The sequence below is a fragment of the Exiguobacterium sp. s129 genome (assembly GCF_018617585.1).
In the GTDB taxonomy this organism is placed as follows: domain Bacteria; phylum Bacillota; class Bacilli; order Exiguobacteriales; family Exiguobacteriaceae; genus Exiguobacterium; species Exiguobacterium aestuarii_A.
Genome location: NZ_JACSKL010000007.1, coordinates 54584 through 78767, shown reverse-complemented (window position 1 = coordinate 78767; position 24184 = coordinate 54584). Strand labels below are relative to the sequence as shown.

Here is a 24184-nt window from a genome sequence, read left to right as displayed (position 1 = left end):
ATAAAAGGAGTGAACAAATATGACCGAGATGAGCGCAACAAGAGCGCGGGAGATGATGCAATCGTTTTGGCGTGTCCAGCGTGTATTAATTCGACTCATGCATCAGACGGCACAACAAAACGACCTTACTTTGCCACAGCTTCACGGACTGATGATGTTGAATGAACAAGGGGCGATCACTCAAAAAGAATTGGTTCGCCGCACAAGGATGCCGAAGAGCACGTTGAGTCAATCATTGGATGGACTTGTGGAAAGAGGGCTCATTCGTCGAGACATCAACCCGGACAATCGGCGCGAAGTAGTATTGACGATTGATCAATCCGGCAAGCGATTGATTGAGGAGATTGAACAGCAAGAGGAAGGAACCGAACAACAGTTGAATCAAATCCTCGCTCGCTTAGATGAAGGGACATATCGGCATATGATTGAAGCGCATCAACAGATTGCAGATGGGTTGAACGAAGGGTTCACTGATTGTGAAGGAGGATGTCGTCATGATTAAGTTGTTAAAACGTTTGATTACCTATAAATGGGCCGTTCTCATGGTCTTGTTATTTGTGTTCGCACAGTCGTTAGCAGATTTATTCTTACCGACGTTAATGGCAGACATTATCGATAACGGGGTCGTGACAGGAGACACGGGCTATATTTGGCAAATGGGCGGCATCATGCTCGGTGTGACCGGACTTGGGGCGCTTGCAGCGGTCGTCGCAAGTTTTTATTCATCGAAAGCGGCAATGGGGTTCGGACGTGATTTACGAAGACGCGTGTTTAACCATGTCGAGCGTTTCTCGCTTGAAGAATTCGATCGCGTCGGCACGGCCTCTCTCATCACTCGGACGACGAACGACATCACGCAAGTCCAGCAAGTCATCATTATGATGCTTCGGATGGTCGTCAGTGCACCGATCATGTTTGTCGGTGGTTTGATCATGGCCACGTCGAAAGATGCTAAATTGTCACTCGTCATCGTTGCCGCCATGCCTGTTCTCGTCATCTCGATCTTCCTCATTTTTTGGAAGGCGATGCCGCTCTTCAAGAAAGTGCAAAAACGATTGGACCGCTTGAATCTCGTCTTACGAGAGAATTTGACGGGTATTCGTGTCATTCGGGCTTTCAATCGTGAAAAAGAAGAGCAAGTTCGTTTGACGGAGGCGAATGAACGATTGACGGACGTCTCGATTAAAGTCAACCAAATCATGGCGTTCCTCATGCCGGCCATGATGCTAGTCATGAACTTGACCGTCGTCGGCGTCATCTGGTTCGGAGGCATCCGAATCGATAACGGGGCGATGCAAATCGGGGATTTGATGGCGTTCATTCAATATGTCATGCAAATCATGTTCGCGCTCGTCATGGCTTCTGTCATGTTCATTATGATTCCGCGAGCGTCCGTATCAGCGAACCGTATCAATGAAGTGCTCGAGATGACGCCTTCACTCGTCGATGACGGTACGAAGACGGCCGACGTGGAACACGGGACACTCGTATTTGACGATGTCACATTCTTTTACCCTGGTGCCGAAGAGCCGGCATTATCACATGTCAGTTTTTCAGCAAACCCAGGAGAGGTCACGGCGGTGATTGGTGGAACAGGGTCTGGTAAATCGACGCTCGTTAACTTGATTCCACGATTTTATGATGTGACGTCAGGCGAAATTCGCGTGAACGGGGTCGATGTTCAAGCCGTACCGCAAGAGGAGCTCCGTTCGAAAATCGGATTCGTTCCGCAAAAGGCGTTACTGTTCACCGGTACAATTGCAGAGAACATTCGATACGGGAAAGCCGATGCGACGACCGAAGAAGTCGAACATGCCGCGTCAATCGCACAGGCGAGCGACTTTATCGAGAAGATGTCAGATCGATATGAATCTGTGATTGAGCAAGGTGGCTTGAACGTATCTGGTGGACAAAAGCAACGTCTCTCCATCGCACGGGCACTCGTTCGAAAACCAGATCTATATGTATTCGATGACAGTTTCTCGGCACTCGATTTCAAGACGGATGCCGCGCTACGCAAGGCGTTAAAAGAAGAGACAAAGGATGCGACCGTTTTGATTGTCGCACAACGGGTGAGTACGATCATGGATGCCGATCGTATCATCGTACTAGAAGAAGGAAGTGTGGCCGGGATCGGTACACATGAGGAATTATTTGCGACGAATGCGGTCTATCAAGAAATCGTGAAGTCGCAATTGTCTGAGGAGGAAATCGCATGAGTGAGAAACAAACAACGACGCGACAAACTCATGGCGGGCATGGTGGTCCAGGAGGTCCTGGTGGTGGGAACATGATGATGATGGGCGAGAAGCCTAAGGAGTTCAAAGTCACGTTCCGTCGTCTGCTTGCCTATTTGAAACCACGGCGAAACACACTGATTGCGGTCTTTGTCGCAGCAATTTTAAGTACAGTCTTTATGATTGCTGGTCCAAAGATCATGGGAATTGCTATCACGGAGCTATTTGAAGGAGCCTATGCGAAATTCACCGGTGTACCCGGCGCGGAGATCGATTTCACGAGAATCGGACAAATCTTGTCGTTACTCGCAGGACTTTACGTCATCAGCAGTCTATTTAACTACGTTCAACAGTACTTAATGTCAGGGGTTGCGCAAAAGACCGTCTATGATTTAAGGGAAGACGTCAATAAAAAGTTAGAACGACTTCCGCTCAAATATTACGATGGACGTTCGAATGGAGAGACGTTGAGCCGAGTGACGAACGATATTGACTTGATTGGGAGCACGCTTCAACAAAGTGTGACGTCATTCATTACCTCAATCGTCACGATTGTCGGGATTTTGATTATGATGCTGTCCATCAGTCCGCTATTGACGGTCATCTCTCTAGTGTCTTTACCACTCACGATTTTTGCGATTCGCCCGATTCTAAAGCGGTCACAACAATACTTTTCCGATCAACAGCGTCATCTCGGCCGATTGAATGGGCATGTGGAAGAAATGTATACCGGACACGCAGTCGTCAAAGCGTTCGGGCGTGAAGAGACAGCTGTCCGTGAGTTTGATGAGGTGAATGAAGAACTTTATGATGCCGGACGCAAGGCGCAATTTATCTCAGGGATCATCATGCCGATGACGATGTTCATCGGGAACATCAGTTACGTATTGATCAGTGTCGTCGGTGGGATTTTAGTCACACAACGAAGCATCTCCATCGGGGATATTCAGGCGTTTATCACGTATACACGACAGTTCACCCAGCCGATTACGCAAACGGCGAACATCGCAAACATCGTCCAGTCGACGGTCGCTGCAGCGGAACGAGTATTCGAGTTGTTAGACGAAGAGGAAGAAGTGAAAGAAGTAACGACTTATCGCTTGGATCGAGCTGAAGGGAATGTCGCATTCCGTCACGTCGACTTCGGATATGGAGAGAATCTACTCATTCAAGATATGAATCTCGATGTGAAGACGGGACAAACGGTAGCCATCGTCGGTCCGACCGGTGCTGGGAAAACAACATTGATCAATCTTCTCATGCGTTTCTATGAATTGAACGGTGGAGAGATTTTGATTGATGGGAAAGATTCGCGTAAAATGTCGAGACAAGATTTACGTCATACGTTTGGGATGGTCTTACAGGATACCTGGCTCTTTAATGGGACGATCCGTGACAACATCGCTTACGGGAAAACCGATGCGATCGAATCAGAAATCGTCAATGCGGCGAAGACGGCGCATGCGGACTCGTTCATCCGGACGTTGCCAGACGGATATGACACCGTCTTGAATGAAGAAGCGAATAATATTTCACAAGGTCAAAAACAGTTACTGACGATTGCGCGAGCGGTTCTCGCTAATCCACCGATTATGATTTTGGACGAGGCGACATCGAGTGTGGATACGCGCACCGAGATTTTGATTCAACAGGCGATGAAGCGGTTGATGAATGGGCGAACGAGTTTTGTTATTGCACACCGTTTATCAACGATTAAAGATGCAGACTTGATCTTAGTGATGGACCAAGGTCGTGTCATCGAACAAGGTACACATGAATCGCTGCTTGAAGCCGGTGGTTTTTATGAAGATTTATACAACAGCCAGTTCGCTGAAAAAGAAGTTGTATAAGAAGAATACAGGTTTTGCGCTCAAGTGATTAGGCAATAGACGTACGAAGATAGGTTTCGTACGTCTTTTTGTTTTGTGTAACAATTACAAATCCGTTAAAATAAAAAAATGGGATAAAAAATGGAGGAACGATTATGGTTAAAATCTTACTAGCAGAAGACGAAGAAGTACTACGCATGCTTGTGATGGATACATTAGAAGACGAAGGATACGATATCGATGAGGCACAAGATGGCTTAGAGGCCTATCGATTGATTGAAGAAAACGAATATGATTTGGTGATTGTGGACCATATGATGCCCGGCATGACAGGGCTCGAGGTCATTGAAAAAGTACGAAAGTTACCAGGGCGACAAAATACGAAAGTGATGATGTTGACAGCGAAAAGCCAACAATCTGACCGTGATTGCGCGAATGAGATTGGTGTCGACTACTTCATTTCAAAACCGTTCAGCCCACTTGAACTCGTTAAAATCATAGGAGGCATCGTGAAGTGAAAAGGTGGTTTAAACAAAAACTCGGGCGTGACATCATGGTCGTCCTCTATTCGTTCCTCGCCATTGCATTGGTTGGATCGGTTCTGACATATTTTTATATCGAGAACCGTTTAGAGGCGAATGAGGCGAAGTTGCGTCAAGTGGATGAAAGCGTCGATCGTCTGACGAACATGTGGGACGAGTGGCAAGCGGATCAATATGACACACGTGGGTACCTCTTGTTTGGAGACATCGCATCTCTTGAACGAGCGAGCGGCAATGAAGCGAAATTCCAACAGGAAATCAATTGGTTCAAAACGCAAGTCACGACGCGTCAAGGTGAACTGTTCGCAGAAGATCTTCAACAGTTTCATGACTTTTACTACGATGTCATCATCCCGGTGACGTACGAGTATGCAAAAGCGCAGCAAGACGGTGACGTGACAGAAACGTTTATCGATGCGCAGACCATTGCGGAGTTGCCGACTGCGAAACGTTTGATTGATCAAGGTCTCGTCCAATTTAATCCGCAACGGGGAATCGATATCCTTGGACCAATCGATGAAGTAGAGACGTCACTTGAGAACTATCGTGAACTGATGGTGTCTGAAAAAGAGGCCGTCTATGCGGAATGGCGCGAAAACAATAATATGCTTCAATTCTTGTGGGTCATGAGCATTGCCTCATTTGCTGCATTGATTTTGTTATTCGTCCAACCGTTCCTTCGTCGTCAAACACGCTTGATTTCAAAACTCTCGATTGCATCGAACCGTTTATTGAAAGGTGAAATCGTCGATTTGAGTGATCAAATGAAGCGTGAAGACGAAATCGGAACGATGTCTCGCTCGTTCCATAAGATGGCCGAGACACTTCGTGACAACGAACGTCATTTGATTGAAAAGAACCATGAACTTCAAGCACAGCAAGAAGAATTGATTGCGCAACAAGAAGAGCTTCAGGCACAGCAACAAGAGCTTGAAGAGATTCTCGAACAGACGCAACAAAACGAACAACATCTCGCTTACCGAAACGAATTGACGGAAACGTTAGCGTCACGTGATTCGTTGACGGCTTATCCAGAGATTATCGAGAAACTCGTGACCATCACCGATTCAGAGGTCGGTGCACTCGTCTTCGTCGATGAATCGGGCACATACCGCGTGACGAGCCATGGCTTGAATGATACGTTGTCACGTCAATTGCTTGATAGTGAGAATTCCGTGTTGACACGAGCAATGACGTTGAAGACGACAGTCCATTCATCGAAACAAGTCGCAAGTGACCACCCACTCCCGTATCCGTACTATATGTTTGAGACGGCGGTGCCGGTCCATGACCCGACAGATGACTCGATTATTGCGTTCATCTATTTGGTTCGTTATAAAGACCGTTTCACACAAACGCAGATGGGTGACATCATGTCGTTCGCTCGCCAGCTTTCACTCTCGCTCTTACGGATGCGTCTATTCGAAGAGATGAAGCGGGAAAAAGGGAAGACAGAACGCATCCTCGACTCGATTCGAGAGGCGGTCGTCTATATCGAACATGCGACGGATGATGTGTTCGTCAACCGACCACTTTATGAGATGTTCCCTGAACTAAGTGACATCAGCACACAGGACCTTGAAGAAGAATCATGGGAAGAGTGGCGCAATCGTCTTGTCGAAACCGTGGATCAAGCGGAAGACTTTACAAAGTACACCAATCGATTGTTCACCGAAGACTTCCCGCATGACAGTGTGAGCTTCTCAATCCGTAAAGGTGAAATGAACTTGCAGATGTATGCAGAACGGATCATCGTCGGCGGTCTTTCGAAAGGGACGCTTCTCGTCTTCCGGGATATTACGAGTGAAACAGAGGCTGAGCGACTGAAGAGTGAATTTATCTCTACGATTTCTCATGAATTGCGGACACCACTTTCGTCTATCTACGGATTTACAGAATTGATGGTGAAGAAGCAGTTACCAAATGAGAAACAAGCAAAATATTTAGAGACGATTCATGCGGAAACGGAACGTCTGACGCACCTCGTCAACGACTTCCTCGATGTGCAGCGGATGGAATCTGGCAGCCAGATGTACGACCGGGAACAACTTGATATCGAACCGGTCGTCCGTGATATGTTGACGTTCTATGAAGCGTCTTCTTTGAAGCACGAATTCGAATTAATTGCGGATGACGCACGTCCTTATGAGTTGTTCGTTGACTGCCAGAAGTTCAAGCAACTGATGAGTAATCTTCTGTCGAATGCCGTGAAGTATTCTCCACGTGGTGGGAAAATCAAGGTGGAGCTTGCCCATCATGAACAAATCGTATCCATTAAAGTGAAGGACGAAGGAATCGGAATTCCGAGCGACGCGCTCGACCGCTTGTTCGATAAGTTCTATCGCGTTGATAACTCCGATAGCCGTGAAATCGGTGGAACGGGTCTTGGGTTACCAATCTGTCAAGAAATCGTCCGTGGCCATAATGGTCAAATTCATGTGGAATCGATTCAACACGAGGGATCGACCTTCATCGTTGAAATTCCTAGCTATGAATACGCTGTCCAAGAGGCAGAGACGACACCAGTATAATGAAATGAGTCATCCTCGAAGGATGGCTCATTTTTTAGGTAAGCGTTCGCTTGACCAATCAGGAGAGGGTTCGTGTACAATGAAGACTGTACAACAACATAAAGGGGGGCATTAGAATGCCACTGATTGCATTCTTGCACACGCACGTTACGAGCTGGATTTTGTTACTTATTTTGTTTGCCGTGGCCTATATCGGTTATAAGAACGGCAACAAGAGTGGAAAGATCGCACATATGGCGTTTCGACTCATGTTACTCATCGCATTCGGAACAGGACTTTATCTCTATCTTCAATTGAACGGAGGCGGCACGTTCTATCACGTGAAAATCACAGTCGGTTTATTGACACTGATCTTCGGTGAGATGACGCTCGTCAAAGTGAAAAAGAAAAAACCATCAAACGCCTTGTTCGGCGGATTTATCATATTGGCACTCGTGACAATCTTTATCGGTTACGCATTACCATATGGTCAATCATTCTTCAACAGCTTCATTCAATAAGGTTTTCCCACTTCGCACACCGAAGTGGGAATTTTTTGTTTGTAGACAAATTATTAGGGGAAAATAAAAAAATCAGTAATCATGACGATGAGGTGAAATGATGGATCAACAAATGATGGAATGGACACGCGTATTACATGCACGGAAATGGATGAAACAAACAGAATCTTTCTTACCATTATGGCACGGTTATATCGGCTATAAATTTGGCCTATTCGATGCACTTCAAGGTGGCGCAAGTATGGCAGAGATGAATTTACGACTCAAACGCCCCTTGACGCAACTTGCACTAGAGCGTTGGTTAGAAGTCGGAGTCGCAGTACGTCATTTGAAGAAGAGAGGCTGGCGCTACTATCCGACACGTGGCTTAAAATATCAATTATCCGGTAACGACGAACGAAGCATCGGATTCATGCTTCAAGAGATGATGGAACTTCACATTCCTGCATTGATTGCTTATCCGGAATTTTTAGAGTCCGGAAAACAAAAGACATTCGATGGGGCAGAGCACGGTCAAGTCGTCGCGAAAACGTCGACCCTTGTGGAAACGGTCGCGTTCCCGATTGTACAGCAATTATTACGCCAGGCGAATGTCCAATCGATGCTTGATATCGGTTGCGGTCACGGTGGCTACTTACGTAAATTACAAGCGCTCGAACCAAGTTGGGAACTGACAGGTATTGATTTAGAGGAAGAGGTGATTGAAGAGGCGCGGTCTCGTGATGAACGGGGCGATATTCATTTCGAAGTCGCCGACTTCATGAACTGGGAAACGGACGAGCAGTTCGATGCGGTCATGATGAACAATATGCTCTATTACTTTTCACCAGAAGAGCGGATCAAACTGCTTGAGAGACTTCGGGATCGTTTAGAAAAGAACGGGGTAGCAGTCCTTGTGACGCCGCTTGCAGAGACGGCACTTGGCGGACGATTCGCTTCCGCATTCAACGCATTTATGACTCTCCATGACAACTTGTATCCGCTCCCGACCATTCCACGATTACGCCGACAAATGCAAGAAGTCGGATTTGAACAAATTCGATTCATTCCATTCATCCCAGAAGGATCTTGGTACATCGTCATCGCCGAGCGAGGAAGCAAGAACCTGCTCAATCAACCGATTGAAAATTGAACTTGTCTCCGGTCATTTCTATAATGATAGAGAAGCATAAGAGACTATTCACATAGGGAGTTGTTGAGTGTGTCGAAACAAAGAGTTGCCGTAATAGGGGCAGGACCTGGTGGGTTGGCTGCTGCGATGCTACTGGCGCATCGTGGGGTAGACGTCACCGTATTTGAGAAACAACCGTTTGTCGGAGGAAGGACGTCACGTCTCCAAGTCGGCGAGTTCACGTTTGACCGAGGACCTACGTTTTTAAATATGCCGTATATTTTAGAAGAAATCTTTGAAGAAACCGGACGCGATTTACATGATTACGTCGAGATGAAACGGCTCGAACCGATGTATGATTTGTATTTCGACCGCGGTACGCGTCAGCTCTCGATGACAACAGATCGTGATCAGATGCATCAAGCCATCGAAGAACAATTCCCGGGAAATGGGGAAGGGTATGAACGATTCATGAGCGAACAGGCAATCAAGCTGTCCAAGTTGATGCCTGTCTTACAGACCGCACATGATAAATTGACCGATTACGTCTCGTTGCGTGTGCTCAAAGCACTGCCGTTCCTGTCGATTGGGAAGTCGCTTTATGATGTCTTGTCCGAGTACTTCACGAGCGAAGAGTTGAAGTATGCGTTCACGTTCCAAGCAAAATATTTAGGCATGTCCGCTTGGGAATGCCCGGGCGGTTTCTCCATTTTATCGTATATGGAACACGCATATGGGGTTCATCACCCGATTGGGGGAGTGAATCAACTTTGCCATGCGATGGCAAAAGTCGTAGAAGAAGAAGGTGGCTCTATTCATCTAGGAGAACCGGTGGAGCGTCTCCTCATGGAGGACAAGAAAGTGACAGGTCTCGTGGCGGGAAGCGTCCATTATGCGTTTGATGAAGTCGTAATCGGTGCTGATTTTGCACATGCGATGACGTCGCTCGTTCCTGACGGTAAACTATCGAAGTGGAGTCCGGCTCAACTGAAGAAGAAGCGCTATTCGTGCTCGACGTTCATGCTCTATCTCGGACTCGATCACATATACGAAGACGTGGCGCATCATTCGATTCACTTTGCAGACGATTATGAGTTGAACGTCAAAGAGATGACGCAAGAGTTGAAACTAAGCGAGGATTTCTCGTTTTACGTTCAAAACGCCTCACGCATCGACCCGACGCTCGCGCCTTCAGGAAAGTCATCGCTTTACGTGCTCGTACCGGTACCGAATAACTTATCCGGTCTCCCATGGGACGAGCTACAGACGACGATGACAGAACGTGTGCTCGACGCCCTTGAGACACGGTCACCGTACCGAGGCATCCGACAACATATTGAAGTGATGGAGACGTTGACGCCAATGGATTGGGAGACGTTCGGTGTATATGAGGGAGCGACGTTTAACCTTGGCCATAATCTATCGCAAATGATGTATTTCCGTCCGCATAACCAATTTGAAGAACTCGACAACGTCTGGCTCGTCGGCGGTGGAACGCATCCGGGAAGTGGGCTTCCGACGATTTTTGAATCGGCGCGAATCACGACGAACCTATTACGTGAACGGGCAGGTGTCGGCCGATGAACATCAGCTTTGTCGGAGCCGGGGTCGGCACACTTTATGCCGCCCTCTTATTGACGAAACGGAACCCGTCGCTAAACATCACGATTTATGAGAAAGAAGCACGCGTCGGTGGACGGTTGAACTATGTTGAGTTTGAGAATGGGGCGAAAGTCGATGAAGGACCGACAATCGTTTTGTTACCGAGTAAACTGAAGCAACAGTTGGTTGAAGCAGGGGTACCGGAAAGTGAAGTCGAGTTACTCGAAGTCGACCCGCTCTATCGCTTGCGGTATCAAGACGGGACATCGTTCTACAAATATCGCGATATCGAGCGGCAGGCAGAAGAAATCGAGCGAACGTTCGGTGAAGGGGACGCGTTTCGTCATTATATGTCGCAGAAGAAAGAAGAGTATCGGATTGGATTCGATACGTTTTTGGACCGAAGCTACGCATCAAAAACGGAATTGTTCGAACCTAAACTATTGCTCCTCCTGATGCGTCTGAAAGCATATGAAACGGCCCATGCGAACATGAAACGTTTCTTTGAGGACGAACGCCTACGTGTCGCCTACAGTTTACAGACACTCTATATCGGTGGGAATCCTTATGCGACGCCTTCTTTATATGGACTGATCCCGTATCGCGAACAGGAAGAGGGAGTCTGGTACGTAAAAGGAGGATATTTCTCGCTTGCGGCGAAAATGGAACAAGAGCTGAAGCGTCGAGGTGTCCGTTTTGTGATGAATGCGACCGTCAATCGCGTCCACGTTACGAACGGAGTGGCAGACGGTGTCACGGTCAATGACGAGTATGTGCCTTATGACGCAGTCGTCGTGAACGGGGACTTCCCGCTCATGGAGCGACTCATTGATGGCGTCACACCAAAGACATACGAACCGTCCAGCGGTACATTACTCCTGTACTTTACTGTCAATGGCGCACTAGATTTACCGGTCCATCAATTTGATTTACCAAACGATTTTGAAGGATCGATGCGTACAATCTTTGAGGATGGTAAACTAAGTGAGTATCCGGCGATGTACACGTTCAATCCATCACGGATCGATGCGACACTAGCGCCGGATGGGACGAGCGTGTTATATGTCCTCGTTCCGGTACCTCGTAAATTGGAACGGGAAGACTTTGAGACGCAAGGGACGATTGACCATCTATTCGAACGAATCGAGGCACTCGTACCAGATTTTCGTGAACGCGTGACCGAGATGAAAGTCCGGACACCGATGGACGCTGAGCGTTTCGGTCTATTTGAAGGAGGAAGCTTTGGGATTGCACCGAAGTTGTCTCAATCAGCTGCCTTCAAGCCACAGGCAAGACCGTTCCCAAAAATCGAACGATTGTATGCGGTTGGTGCATCTGTCCATCCATGTGGTGGCGTGCCGATCGTCATGATTGGGTCACAGTTACTCGTGAAAAAAATGGAAGAAGAAATGGGGGCAATACATCGTGACGACACAAGAAGCGTATCGTCAATGTGAGGAAATCATGAAGAAAGGCTCGCTGACTTTTTATCGGGCCTTCTCTTTGCTCTCAAAACCAGATCGTCAAGCGGTCATGGCCGTGTATACGTTTTGTCGGACCCTTGATGATGCAGTCGATGAATCGGATCGTCCAGAAGAAAGTCTGGCGTCATTTTTGCATGCGTTCGACCGTTTTTTGGCCGGTTATCATCAAGACGATGCACTATGGGTGGCCCTTCGAGATGTATGGCAGCGCTATGAGATGGACGTCGATCCCTTCTTCGAGCTGGCAGAAGGGATGAAGTGGGATTTACATAAGTCGCGATATGAGACGCTCGAAGAGACCGAGCAATACAGCTACTATGCGGCGAGCACGGTCGGTCTGATGCTACTCCCGATTCTTGTCCCGAATCAAGACGCTGCGACGAAACGCCAGCTTCGGCAAGGTGCCATTGACCTTGGAATTGCGATGCAACTGACAAATATTTTGCGAGATGTCGGGGAAGATTTGAACCGAGACCGCATTTATTTACCACGGACGATGATGCGACAGTTCGCTGTAACTGAAGAGATGTTACAGCAACGAGAAGTGACACCTGCTTTTATCGAACTATGGGAGGCGTTGGCGAAACGCGCGGAATTCTTGTATGAACGCGCACGTGGAACCCATCACCTCTATCCACTGGCCAGTCGAAAGCCAGTTCAAGCGGCAGCGCTCCTGTACGAAGGGATTTTAGATGCGGCTCGAGCGAACGGATACGATGTCTTCACAAAGCGTGCATACGTATCGACGCTTCAAAAAGGAAAGTTGCTAGCAAAACTTTAAATGATTCGACTCGCTGTAGGCGCTTTTGGGCGTCTACAGTTTTTTTGCGCAAAAAAAAACCACTTTTGGCGGGGGACCAAAAGTGGCGTAAGCGTTATGTGATCCATTCATCGGGGAAATGAATGAATCGATTTGTGATGAAGCCCTAAAGATGTGCCGGGATTCATGGGGAATGAATCAGTTGGGACATCTTCGTTGAAACAGGATGCTTGATGGACTAAGGGGGAACATCATACGCAAGCTGTCTCAACTACGGAATACGAGTGGGGAAACTCGCTCATCACTTTTTCTCGGGTGTGACAAGTTCAAAACGCGATGAGGCTCGGGGAAGCCATTCGATCGCTACAGGTGTAACCAACGTTACAGAACTGCTTGAACTCGAATATGATATTATCACGTCTTTCAATTGTCGACAAGTGTCGAAACTCGCGTTCACAAAATGTTCATATTGTCAGAGGTATGTCCTCTAACATCGATCGTGCCGCGAATTGTCCTGAAAGCGTGACCATCGGGCTTCCTCCTCCAGGATGGGTCGAACCACCTGCAAACCAGATGTTCGACACGTCCGTCGAGCGGGCTGCCGGTCTAAAGAATGCACCTTTTTTTGAGTTGGCCGACGTGCCATAAAGAGCACCGTAATATGCATAAAAGTCACGACTCAAATCTTGTGGTGTCACGCGTCGATGGAAGAGGACTTCCTCATCTTCCCAATCGACACCGAACGCGCGCAACCGACGACGAATCAAATGCTCATACGTATCGGCATCAATATCAGTCAAATGAGCTGGGGCATTGACGAGGATGAACAGGTTGTCACCTGCCTCACCCATCGATAGATCAGTTGCGGATGAATTAGAGATATAGATGGTCGGCTCATCCGCATAGCGTTCTTCTTGGAAGAGTGCCTTGAATTCTCGCTCGTAGTCGTCAGAGAAATAGACGTTATGATGGACGAGGTTCAATCGTTTCGATAACCCAATCATTAACACGAATGCAGAGATAGACGGCTCGACGGTATCGCGTGTCGGGACCGGGAAAGAAGGTCGGTCTTTCGCGTCGACAAGTCGAGGATATTGCGTGAGCAGCTCGCCATTGAGCAGAACGGCATCACAAGAGATGACTTCTTTGTCATCAACGACGACTTCATGAGCTTTCCCGTTCAAGACTTCAATTTTCGTCACTTCGTGTCCGAGTCGGAATGTCACCCCAAGTTCACTCGCTCGCTTCGCAAACCCTTTGGCGATGTTCCAGTTGCCTCCCTTGGCGAAATAGACCCCTTCATTCAATTCTAAATGAGAGATGAGTGCGAACGTGCCAGGTGTCACGTATGGGCTACTGCCGATGTATGTCGCATATCGGTCGAGTGCCTGGATGATGCGCTTGTCTTTGAAGTATTTCTGATGAAGGGCATGCAGACTTTGCAGCGGGTGTACTTTTACCATGTCCGTCCAAAGACCGGGATCTAATTTTGTCTCCATGCGAGTAAAGAAGCGTTCGTTCGCGATTCGGAACAACTTCTCTGCTTCATCTAAATAAGCTTGTAATTGATTTTTCTTCATTTGGTCATTCGTCAATCGTCGCACTTCTGACTCGAGCTGTGCCCGGTCGGCGCTAAATGTGAACGAGGAACCGTCTGAATAATGATTGACGGTATGTTGATCGAGTTTGATCAATTCAAAATAGTCATCTGGATTGGCACCGCTGTTTCGGATGACGGAACGGAACACATCTGGCATCGTGATGGTGTTCGGACCGAAGTCGAAACGGTGCCCGTCAGTGATGACGGGCATGAGTTTTCCGCCGACATGTTCATTCTTCTCAATGACCGTGACGTCATAGCCGTGTGTGGCGAGCGTGACGGCAGCGCTCAGGCCACCTAATCCGGCTCCAATGACAACAATTTGTTTCATACATTTGTCCCCCTTAAGTAAAACGCTCGATTAGGAATAATGGCGACCTTTCCACGTGATCGGTAGACGTCTCCATTTACGGATGACGGCGTTCCCGAGTAAGGTCAGATAAGCGATCAAGCTGATTGGATGCAACCATGTACCGGATCCATGAGATTTTATGTCGACAGCAAGTCGGGCGAGGAGTACGAAGAGTGCCGCACTGATCGTTTGCCAACTTGGTGAAAATAGCCATGCGAACATAGCGGTCAACTGAATCCCGTAATACGTCAAGAAGTACAAGGCAAGTCCTACTGATTCATTCATTCCCTTGAATACGTTTTTTGAAAACCCGCTCCATACTTCTTCATTCGTCTCATACATATCACAAGAGATGAACGGGGCGACTTGAACGAGTGACGTCACTTTTTGATGGCGTTTGAACATACGACATAAATCGATATCATCAATCAACGATGAACGGATCGCAGCGTGCCCACCGATTTCTTCGTAGCTATTTCGCTCGACAAGTACATTCATTCCGTTCGCTGCCGCGAATGCAGGGTGCTTCACTTTACGCCAGAACAAAGGCAGATGTTGGGCGATGAGCACATGTTGCATCGGAATCAACAATTTCCCGAGAAATGTCGATGTCGGAAATTGGGGAAATCCGGATAGAAAGACAGCCTTTTCACGAGCGAGTGTCGCATGCATGCGGGGGATGAAGCTCGAATCGATAGTGACGTCCGCATCTAAAAAGAGGAGATACGGTTCGGTCGTGTGTGTTGCAAGCTGATGACAGGCATGGACTTTCCCGGCCCAGTCATCAGGCAAAGGGAATCCCTGAATGACGGTGAATCGGGAATCGTCCCCAATCGCGCGATTCAATCGTTCATATGTATCGTCTTCGGAGCGGTCTTCATAAATGTAGACATGAGTATTCTCCGAGATTGCCATTTGTAAATTAGTAATCAATCGGTCGACATGTCGTGACTCGTTCCGCATCGGGATGCATACGGCTGTCGCCGGTGTTTTCCCAGGTTTTGCGAGTGGTCGTAAAAACGCTAGATTCACGAGTGTGAAGATGAGCATGCAGAGGGTCACGAACCAAAGAATCATGAGCCTTTCCTCCAAATCCGGACGAGCGTTTCTGTCCATTCGGCTAGATTGCGTCGCGGGCGGAACAAAGGAGTATAGGCGGTTGAACGCGTGATGACGTCATGTCTGACATCGTCATACAACTGCTCGAGTGCTTGCGCAATCTCTTGTTTTTGAGCTCTCCGTGCCGACGAGGTCACACTGTGCTTTCGGAATCGAACATAGACGACGGGCTCGGCATGGCTTTCGAATGCATAATACATGGCACATAAATGAAGAGGGAGCTCATTCAGTAACAAGGTCGCCCCCGATTCGATTTCGATGGGACGCATCTCTTGAGGGACTTCTCGACCTTGTGGATACATCCACACGGATTTACCTGAAGTAAGCAACTCATTCGCATAAGCGAGGGAAGCACGTACATCGGAAAGGCTTCCCTTTTTTACAGAGAAGGCCCCAAGGTGACGAAAGAACGGGAAACGACGCAATCCGTCCTCATCCATCAACACATGGATGTCATGTCTCAAAAAATGTTCGTTCACCATATACATGACGAGTCCATCCCACCAAGCACTGTGCGTACTTAAGATTAAACCAGGCGTTGGGATGTCATCGGTTCGAATGAAAATATTATGAAACGTCGGACGAATCTGACGTTCCCTCACGAAAGTTGAGAATACGTTATTGAACCATTTCTTTTTGTGTGACTCGATCATCGCGACCTCTCCTTTCTAAAAGTATCACCCCAGATGTCAGGATGCTCAAGAAGCCAATTCCATAGAGACCTGCGTTCACGGCTGTGACGCCGAAAAGGGCATGGAGCATGACGAACAAGTAAACGCCGTGCTGGATGAACAAGGAATCGACAGCTCGTTCGTGACGTTGCAAAATCCACGAGAAAATAAGAGATAACCCAAACCAGCCAATAAAGTTTTGCGTCGGGATATCATAATACAAGCCGTCATTAGCCCATTCCCAGTAGCCTTTCACGTTTGCTGCTACAGGATCGATTGCCATATCGAGCCATACGGCGAGAATCGGGACGAGCCATAAAATGTTGTTGCGGAACGTGAAGAGTCGGGCCACGGCAAAACTAGAGCCGATGACAGCGAGCCATGCTGCCCCAATCGTGACAGGGACTCCAAACACCGTCGGACCGAATGCCTCGGCATAGACATATTCGCTGAACGGGAACCCCGTTTTTACGCCGAGAGTCTCCACGGCGATTGAACCGAAGAAAATAAACGGAACAATCCAAACACCTTGTCGAATCCCTTGATAAAGAATCGTTCCACCGATCGCACCGGCGAGCCATAAAAAGACGGGGTTCGCCCACTCTAACCAAGGCGGAAGCAGGTCGAATCCAACTAAGATCAATCCAATGAAATACCAAACAAGAAACCATTTCCAAATAAACGGATACACTTTCATTCCATCACCTCTTCTTTCATTCTAAAGCTCATCTCAGTCTTCGTCTAACAAATGCATGTACGAAAAAAGAGCCTCGTTGAACGAGACTCTTAATTGGCCATCCGCTTCCGTCTTTTCACGAACGAGAAAGCGATGAATAAGACATAGAACGGGACGGCGATGAACCAGAACGTCGGCCATTCTTTCCAACGGGCGAACATCATATACGTCACGTAGACAAGACTGATGGTAATGATGAACGAGTGACGCGGCAGTGGTACATCTTTGAAACTCGGGATGCGGACACGGCTGACCATCAACAGGGCGAGCCCTGTGAAGAAAATTGGTGTCAACAGTTCGCTGACGCGGTCCCCGAACGTCGTGATGACGGCGAGGAGTCCACCGGCGGCCGTAATCGGGACACCGGAGAAGTAACTCGCCGCAACGTTTGTCGCGGACAAGTTGAAGCGGGCGAGGCGGTATGCCCCAAATAGCGGGAAGAGTGCCGCAAAGAACAATCCATAATTGCCGTAATCAATGAAAAACGTATAATAGGCGAGCATCGCCGGTGCGACACCAAACGTGACGATGTCAGCGAGCGAATCTAGCTCTTTCCCGAAGTCTCCAGCGACTCCGAGCATACGGGCGAGGCGCCCGTCCAAGCTATCGAGCATCATCGCGATGATGATTAACAACGTGGCGTTTGAGAAGTCACCACGTGCGGCGTAGACGATTGCGACGACACCACAAAATAAATTTCCGAACGTAAAGGAGTTTGGAATCCACGAGCGGATGCGTTCTTTCCACATAATTTTTCCCCCAGTAAGGTCATTGGCTAAACCAGCGACCGTTTGTGAATTGCAGTAAATCTTCTGGCTTCAACTCGATTTGATAGCCACGTTTCCCGGCAGAGATCGTGATGGTCTCTTTCTCTCTAGCTGCCTCATGCAGGTATACGGGAAACGACTTCTTCGCCCCGATGGGAGAGACGCCACCCCGGATGTATCCGGTCAGTGCCTCGAGCTCTTTCATCGGGACAGGCGATGCTTTCTTCGCTCCCCAAGCTTTCGCGGCTGCCTTCAAATCGATGTCACGTTCTCCAGAAATGAGAAAGAAGGCGTATTGTTTTTTCTCGTTCATGAGACAAATCGTTTTGTATAGTTCATCGAGCGGTTTATGCAACGTCTTTGCGACATGTTTGGCAGAGACATCGGTTTCATCGACTTCATACGTATGATAAGCGAACGGAATCTTCTTTTGTTTCAGTTGCCGAGCGGCGTTTGTCAGTTGCATCTGACTCATCCTTTCGTGACCGACTCCTTTTAGAATAGCAAATCAACCAACTTCACGGCAATTGAACTTCAAAAAACTTTTCAGTAAAGGAAGGAGTTTGACGGAATGGCGAAGAAATGAACAGTGATTCATTTTAGAAGGGGGAATGAAAGTGGAGACGATTCAATTGACGACGCACAATGGGGTAGGGTGGTTGAAACTAAACCGACCTGAAAAGCTGAACGCCTTGAACGAGACGTTGCTACGTGAAATGAAAACGGCAATCGATGAATTTGATCAGGACGACGCGGTTCGTGTCATTGTCCTTGTCGGAGAAGGGCGGGCATTCTCATCTGGACAAGATTTAACGATTGAGAGCGATGCAGATTACGGGGAATATTTAGAAGAGGTATATCATCCACTCGTTCGTGCGCTTTTCTCGTGCCGTAAGCCGCTCATCGCGGGAATTCATGGCGTCGTGGCGGGAGCGGGACTCAGTTTGGCACTCGCGGCTGATGTCCGAATCGTCGCCAAGTCGACGAAGTTCAGCTCGGCGTTCATCAAAATCGGATTGGTCGCAGATGCAGGCGGACCGTATCACTTACGTCGACTTATGCGAGACGACCTCGCATTAGATTGGTTGTGGAGTGGCAGTACGATCGACTCGGAGGCAGCGCACACATTCGGACTCGTCACAGAGCTCGTGGAAGATGCGGTGTATACGGAGCGATTGACTTCCTACGCAGAGACACTCGCTGCAAAATCACCGGTCGCTGTTCAAGGGATGAAGGCGCTCATGCGGGCTGCTTCATTTGAAGAGGGATTGAATGAAGAAATCGATTGGCAACGAAAGTGTGGGGACACGGACGTACACCGTCAGGCGATGCAGGCATTTTTGATGAGATAAAAAAAGCGGCCGCGGCCGCTTTTTTACGTGGTTGATTTGGCTTCGAACTGGAATCCTTTTTGTTGCCACGTTCCGTACTTCCAACGGCGGAACGCGAAGAAACCACGGAACCACTCATCGAGAGAGAAGGCGAGCCAAATCCCGAGGATGCCGAGCCCCATTTGAAGACCGAACAAGTAGCTGAACGCTACGGCGACGCCCCACATCGAGGCGATTCCGATCATGACCGGGAAACGAACGTCTCCAACGGACTTCAACGATCCCATCAAGACGATGTTCATGGCGCGACCTGGCTCTAAAATGAGCGTTGCCCATAAGATTGGCACTCCGACCGCGATGATGTCAGGGTTTGACGTGAAGAGCCCGAGTAGCGACTCGCTGAATACCGCCAATCCGAGAGAGGCGACGAACGAGGCGAACATGGCAATCTTCAATGTCTTGACGGCGCGATGATACGCCTCTTTGAAACGTTTGCCCCCGATATCTCGCGCGATCAAGAGCTGTGTCCCTTGCGCGACGGCGACGGTGAACAAGAAGGCGAGCATCGACAAGTTCATGACGTATACCCGTGCGGCGAGGGAAGCTTCTCCCATCGTCGCGATGAAACCGGTGATGATGATCTGTGAAGCTTGATAAGACAAGTTCTCTCCGGCAGAAGGGACACCGATTTGAAGGAGCGACTGGATGTCGTCTTTCTTAGGACGAATCACTTCTTTTAACGGGAAGCGGATCATTAGCTTCCGTTTGACGAGCCAGAACAAAAGTACCATGGCGGCGAATCGTGCGATCACGATGGCCCAAGCGACACCGGCAACGCCAGTGACCGGAAGTCCGAACCAGCCGGTAACGGCAAAGATGGCACCAACAGCAGTGATGATATCAATCAGAAGCGTCGCGAGCATGGCATGTTTCGTCATGCCGTGACTTCGTAGAATCGAGCTGAGCGCCATGATGAGTGCTTCGGTGAATAACGACAAGCCGACGATTTGCAGGAACAACAGCCCGTGTGCAAACAGTTCGTCCGATAGACCGAACAGGCGTAAAAACGTTTCGCCGAACAAGAAGATGACGACGACCATGATTGCACCGAGCCACATATTCAAACTGACGGCGGAGCGGGCAAAGTCACGACTCTTCTTCATGCGTTGTGCGCCAATCGCTTGACCGATCAAGATGGTCGCCCCGACAGACGTCACACTGAAGACAATCAAGAACACGTTTAAGATTTGGTTGGCAACCCCGACGGCCGAAGCGGCGGCGTCTGAGTAATGTGCGAGCATCAATGTGGCGATGATCCCGGTCCCCATGTGGAGGGCAAGTTCGATAAAAATCGGCCACGACAGTTTGAACAGGGTGAGCTGTTCCGTTTGTTTCGTCTGCATGTAGTGTATTCTCCCTTTTCTCTATAATTCTTTCTGTTAACTATTTGTTTTATAAAAATGTCAAAGGTCATCTTACTCCTTATGAAATGAAAAAGAAAGGGGTTTGCTAAATTATTTTCAACAAAAAAATCACCCGAAGCAATCAGGTGATTTTCGAAATTATTTCAATTTCAGAATAGCTGCACTAAATGGTGCCAATTCGATTTCGAGTGACTCGAGATCGCGGTCGTGTAACAAGTCGTAGGCGGCGCCACGATAACCAAGCGGACTTAGTTTCGAAGTAGAGTCCGAGTTGTTGAAGTAGACCAAGTACGTCTCATCTTTCGTGCATCGCTCGATGATGACGGCATTGTTGGCGTCGTCGACCAAGTTGAAGCGATACGAACCGGCGTTCGCGAGTACGGGATGGTCTTTCCGTAGCTGGATGAGCTTTTGAATGTAACGGAAGAGGTTACGGTCTTCTTCGGCTTCGTCCCATGGCATACAGCGACGGCAACCCGGGTCTTGTTCTCCCTCGAGTCCGATTTCATCCCCGTAGTAAATACATGGGCTACCTGTGTACGTGAGCATCGACGTCATCAATAGCTTGAACTTGCCTTTATGACCTTTCGCCCGCGTCAACGCGCGTGGCGTATCATGTGAGTCGATCAAGTTGAATGTGACTTCGTTGACATTCATCGTGTTCATCATCTCGACGCGCGTCAATTCGTTGCGGAACTCAGAAGCCGTCGTCCGGTCGAGTGCGAAATAGTTCAAGCTTGCGTTCGTGAACGGATAGTTCATGACGGCATCGAACTGATCCCCTTGTAGCCAAGGTTGTGAATCGTGCCAAATCTCCCCGAGGATGTAGGCTTCCGGGTTCGCTTGCTTGACTGCCTTACGGAAGTCACGCCAGAATGCATGGTCGACTTCGTTGGCGACGTCTAAGCGCCATCCGTCGATACCGAACTCTTCGACCCAGTAACGGGCGACATCTAATAAGTAAGCTTTTAACTCTGGATGCTCCGTATTGATCTTCGGCATGTTCTTCTCGAATGCGAACGTATCATAGTTCGGCTTCGGTTCTGTGACGACCGGGAAATCGCGAAGATAGAACCAATCTCGATACTCAGAAGACGGACCGTTCTCGACGACATCTTGGAACCATGGATGGTGATATCCGATATGGTTGAAGACGGCGTCGAGCATGACCTTGATGCCATTCTCGTGCAAGAGGTCGACCAGTTCTTTAAATTTCTCTTTTGTCCCGAACTGTGGATCGATTTCCATATAGTCGAGCGTATCGTACTTATGGTTCGTCGTCGCTTTAAAGATTGGGCAGAAATAGATTCCAGTAATCCCGAGTTCGACCAAGTGGTCGATATGGTCGATCACCCCTTGGAAATCCCCACCGAAGAAGTTTGTGATTGTCGGCTCTGTCGAGTTCCATGGCAGTGTCTCTTCTGGATTAAGTGAAGCATCTCCATTGGCGAAGCGATCCGGGAAGATTTGATACCAAACCGTGTCCTTCACCCAAGACGGTGCGTGGAAGATATCAATCGGATTGATAAACGGGACACAGAAGTAATATCCCGTATCATCGAGCGGTTTTTCTTCGAACCATCCTTTTTCGGTATAGACGGCCGTCTCTTGTCCATCATTCAAACGGAATCCGTAGCGAAGGCGACGGAACGGCGGCTTGATGGCGATGAACCAGTAGTCATAGGCGTCGTCAAAACCGATTTTCTCCATTGGAGTCTCGTATGTACGCCAGTAGCTCGGCTTGTCCGGGTCAAAATTCCACATGGCCGGGTCTTCAGAATGCCAATCATAAGGGTCGTTCCAAATCAAATCGACCGATTCAATATCTCCACGTTTCGTATGAAAACGGATGTGGATCGTCTCACGGTCATATTTGTAAACGAACGGGGACATGGCACGATGATAAATCGCTTCTTTCATCATAAGGAAAACATTCCTTTCTTTAAGGGGGATGACATCATTTTACAACACTGTGAATCAAAGAGAATAGGTGTTGCGAAAACGTTTGCTCAAGCAAAGGGTAATAAAGCGTTTACATTTTGTCAATTGCTGAAACTCATAAAAAGTGAAGATTTGAGAACAAAATTTTATAAATTACATAAATGGGTCAACAGACGTAAAAAAAGTGTAAAAAAAGACTTGTAAAACGCTTTCACAACTGTATAATAAAAATTGAGGTGAGGATGCAAACGTTTTCACTACCGTGTCAATTTCGTAGCGGAGTTTTAAAATTGACGTGGTCGTGCGATTGCGCAAATCTGACCATACTATTTCCTTGGGGAGGTTTTTCATCATGAAGATGAAAAAAATGGTAGCAGGACTTTCAACAGCAGTATTCGCATTCGGTGCACTTGCTGCATGTGGTGGCGGAACAGACAACGGATCTTCTAACGAAGGTGGTTCTTCAAGCGAGAACAAACCTGAAAAGATCGTCATCTGGGAAGACATCGAAAAGTCTGAAACAACGAAAGAAGTTGCGAAGGCGTTCGAAGAAGAGCATGGCGTAAAAGTTGAAGTCGTCGAAGTACAGATGACAGACCAAAAAGACAAGCTTGCGCTTGACGGTCCAGCTGGTAAAGGCCCAGACATCGTTCTCGTACCACACGACCAAATCGGTACAATCGCTGACCAAGGTCACTTGGCTCCAATCGCTGACGAAGGATCACTTGACGCATTCACAGACGCTGCGAAATCAGCTGTCATGTTCGATGGTCAAGCTTATGGATATCCAAAATCAGTTGAGACACCAGTTCTCATGTACAACAAAGATTTGATGGCTGAAGCTCCAGCATCAATGGACGACCTCTACAAGTTGTCAAACGATGTGAAAGCTGATGGCGAGTACGGATTCCTCGCACTTTGGGATAACTTCTACTTCGCACACGGTGTTATCGCTGGATTCGGCGGATACGTGTTCAAAGAAGACGGTGGCGCACTCGACCCATCTGACATCGGTTTGAACAACGAAGGCGCGGTTGAAGGATTCGAATACATCGGTAAATGGTATCAAGAAGGCCTCTTCCCTAAAGGATTGGTCGGAGAACCTGGCGGCCAGGCAATGGACCAACTCTTCACTGAGAAGAAAGCTCACTCAGTCATGAACGGACCATGGGCTGTAGCAGGTTACACAGATGCAGGCGTGAACCTCGGAGCGGCTCCAATGCCAACACTTCCGAACGGTGAGCCAATCAAGACGTTCATGGGTGTGAAAACATATGCCCTTTCAGCTTACACAGAAAACCAAGAGTGGGCTGAAATGTTCCTTCAAGAGTTGACGAATGAAGAAAACGCATTGGCAATGTTTGAAGCATACAACGAGATCCCACCAGTAGCAGCACTCGAGTCGAACGAAACAATCACGTCGAACGAAGTTGCGAAAGCGGTATTCGACCAAGCGACAAACGCAATCCCAATGCCGAACATTCCTGAAATGGGACAAGTTTGGGAGCCGATGGCACAAGCACTTCAGCTTGTAGCGACTGGTAAACAAGATGCACAAAAATCTGCAGACGATGCAGTGAAAGTCATCGAGCAACAAATCCAAGCAAACAACCAATAAGGAATTGAAATGACGGGGTGCGCCACATG

At 48.2% G+C, this 24184-nt stretch carries 20 protein-coding genes; 12 read left to right on the top strand and 8 right to left on the bottom strand.

What is annotated here, in order from left to right; genetic code table 11:
• The first annotated feature begins 19 nt into the window (after positions 1–19).
• The 10 genes from KNO92_RS09625 to KNO92_RS09580 all read left to right on the top strand — a co-directional run bounded on the left by KNO92_RS09625 (position 20) and on the right by KNO92_RS09580 (position 12617).
• On the top strand, positions 20–502 hold the full coding sequence (locus KNO92_RS09625) for a MarR family winged helix-turn-helix transcriptional regulator (RefSeq protein ID WP_214696154.1): 483 nt from the start codon (positions 20–22) through the stop codon (positions 500–502).
• Entirely contained in the window at positions 495–2219 is a 1725-nt protein-coding gene (locus KNO92_RS09620) for an ABC transporter ATP-binding protein (RefSeq protein ID WP_214761083.1), read from the top strand. The genes KNO92_RS09625 and KNO92_RS09620 overlap by 8 nt, the downstream gene beginning before the upstream one ends.
• Complete coding sequence (locus tag KNO92_RS09615; protein ID WP_285800688.1) at positions 2216–4087, top strand: ABC transporter ATP-binding protein; 1872 nt, start codon at positions 2216–2218, stop codon at positions 4085–4087. Before KNO92_RS09620 ends, KNO92_RS09615 begins: the two co-directional genes overlap by 4 nt.
• A 134-nt stretch (positions 4088–4221) precedes the next feature.
• Positions 4222–4584 carry a response regulator gene (locus KNO92_RS09610; protein WP_214696145.1) on the top strand — a complete coding sequence of 121 codons (363 nt, stop codon included), beginning with the start codon at positions 4222–4224 and terminating at the stop codon, positions 4582–4584.
• The gene (locus tag KNO92_RS09605) at positions 4581–7139 is read left to right on the top strand and encodes a sensor histidine kinase (protein WP_214761082.1); all 2559 of its coding nucleotides are present in this window, start codon (positions 4581–4583) and stop codon (positions 7137–7139) included. Before KNO92_RS09610 ends, KNO92_RS09605 begins: the two co-directional genes overlap by 4 nt.
• 116 nt (positions 7140–7255) lie before the next feature.
• A complete protein-coding gene (locus KNO92_RS09600; RefSeq protein WP_214761080.1) occupies positions 7256–7639 on the top strand; it encodes a YisL family protein in 384 nt (127 codons plus the stop codon).
• Positions 7640–7739: 100 nt separating this feature from the next.
• A complete protein-coding gene (locus KNO92_RS09595) occupies positions 7740–8771 on the top strand; it encodes a class I SAM-dependent methyltransferase (RefSeq protein WP_214761077.1) in 1032 nt (343 codons plus the stop codon).
• Positions 8772–8840: 69 nt separating this feature from the next.
• On the top strand, positions 8841–10334 hold the full coding sequence (locus KNO92_RS09590) for a phytoene desaturase family protein (protein ID WP_214761074.1): 1494 nt from the start codon (positions 8841–8843) through the stop codon (positions 10332–10334).
• Entirely contained in the window at positions 10331–11809 is a 1479-nt protein-coding gene (locus KNO92_RS09585; protein WP_214761072.1) for a phytoene desaturase family protein, read from the top strand. The genes KNO92_RS09590 and KNO92_RS09585 overlap by 4 nt, the downstream gene beginning before the upstream one ends.
• On the top strand, positions 11775–12617 hold the full coding sequence (locus KNO92_RS09580; protein WP_483297453.1) for a phytoene/squalene synthase family protein: 843 nt from the start codon (positions 11775–11777) through the stop codon (positions 12615–12617). Before KNO92_RS09585 ends, KNO92_RS09580 begins: the two co-directional genes overlap by 35 nt.
• A gap of 443 nt (positions 12618–13060) precedes the next feature.
• Here KNO92_RS09580 and KNO92_RS09575 read toward each other — a convergent pair whose 3' ends face one another.
• The 6 genes from KNO92_RS09575 to ybaK all read right to left on the bottom strand — a co-directional run bounded on the left by KNO92_RS09575 (position 13061) and on the right by ybaK (position 18307).
• The gene (locus tag KNO92_RS09575) at positions 13061–14527 is read right to left on the bottom strand and encodes a phytoene desaturase family protein (RefSeq protein WP_214761068.1); all 1467 of its coding nucleotides are present in this window, start codon (positions 14525–14527) and stop codon (positions 13061–13063) included.
• 30 nt (positions 14528–14557) lie between these two features.
• On the bottom strand, positions 14558–15625 hold the full coding sequence (locus KNO92_RS09570; protein ID WP_214761066.1) for a glycosyltransferase family 2 protein: 1068 nt from the start codon (positions 15623–15625) through the stop codon (positions 14558–14560).
• On the bottom strand, positions 15622–16320 hold the full coding sequence (locus tag KNO92_RS09565; RefSeq protein ID WP_214761064.1) for a lysophospholipid acyltransferase family protein: 699 nt from the start codon (positions 16318–16320) through the stop codon (positions 15622–15624). Before KNO92_RS09565 ends, KNO92_RS09570 begins: the two co-directional genes overlap by 4 nt.
• Positions 16286–17035: a carotenoid biosynthesis protein gene (locus KNO92_RS09560; RefSeq protein WP_214761062.1), complete on the bottom strand. Its 750-nt coding sequence runs from the start codon at positions 17033–17035 to the stop codon at positions 16286–16288. The genes KNO92_RS09565 and KNO92_RS09560 overlap by 35 nt, the downstream gene beginning before the upstream one ends.
• 89 nt (positions 17036–17124) lie before the next feature.
• Positions 17125–17823 carry a CDP-diacylglycerol--serine O-phosphatidyltransferase gene (gene pssA, locus KNO92_RS09555; RefSeq protein ID WP_214747683.1) on the bottom strand — a complete coding sequence of 233 codons (699 nt, stop codon included), beginning with the start codon at positions 17821–17823 and terminating at the stop codon, positions 17125–17127.
• 19 nt (positions 17824–17842) lie between these two features.
• Positions 17843–18307: a Cys-tRNA(Pro) deacylase gene (gene ybaK / locus KNO92_RS09550; protein WP_214761060.1), complete on the bottom strand. Its 465-nt coding sequence runs from the start codon at positions 18305–18307 to the stop codon at positions 17843–17845.
• 151 nt (positions 18308–18458) lie between these two features.
• On the opposite strand from ybaK, the gene KNO92_RS09545 reads away from it, so the two are divergent.
• A complete protein-coding gene (locus tag KNO92_RS09545; RefSeq protein ID WP_214761058.1) occupies positions 18459–19193 on the top strand; it encodes an enoyl-CoA hydratase/isomerase family protein in 735 nt (244 codons plus the stop codon).
• A 23-nt stretch (positions 19194–19216) separates the two neighbouring features.
• Here KNO92_RS09545 and KNO92_RS09540 read toward each other — a convergent pair whose 3' ends face one another.
• Both KNO92_RS09540 and KNO92_RS09535 read right to left on the bottom strand, forming a co-directional pair.
• Complete coding sequence (locus KNO92_RS09540; RefSeq protein ID WP_196431464.1) at positions 19217–20575, bottom strand: MATE family efflux transporter; 1359 nt, start codon at positions 20573–20575, stop codon at positions 19217–19219.
• A gap of 159 nt (positions 20576–20734) precedes the next feature.
• Positions 20735–22519: a glycoside hydrolase family 13 protein gene (locus KNO92_RS09535; protein ID WP_214696119.1), complete on the bottom strand. Its 1785-nt coding sequence runs from the start codon at positions 22517–22519 to the stop codon at positions 20735–20737.
• 370 nt (positions 22520–22889) lie between these two features.
• Between KNO92_RS09535 and KNO92_RS09530 the strand changes: the two genes are divergently transcribed.
• On the top strand, positions 22890–24155 hold the full coding sequence (locus KNO92_RS09530) for an extracellular solute-binding protein (RefSeq protein ID WP_214696117.1): 1266 nt from the start codon (positions 22890–22892) through the stop codon (positions 24153–24155).
• The last annotated feature ends 29 nt before the right edge of the window (positions 24156–24184 follow it).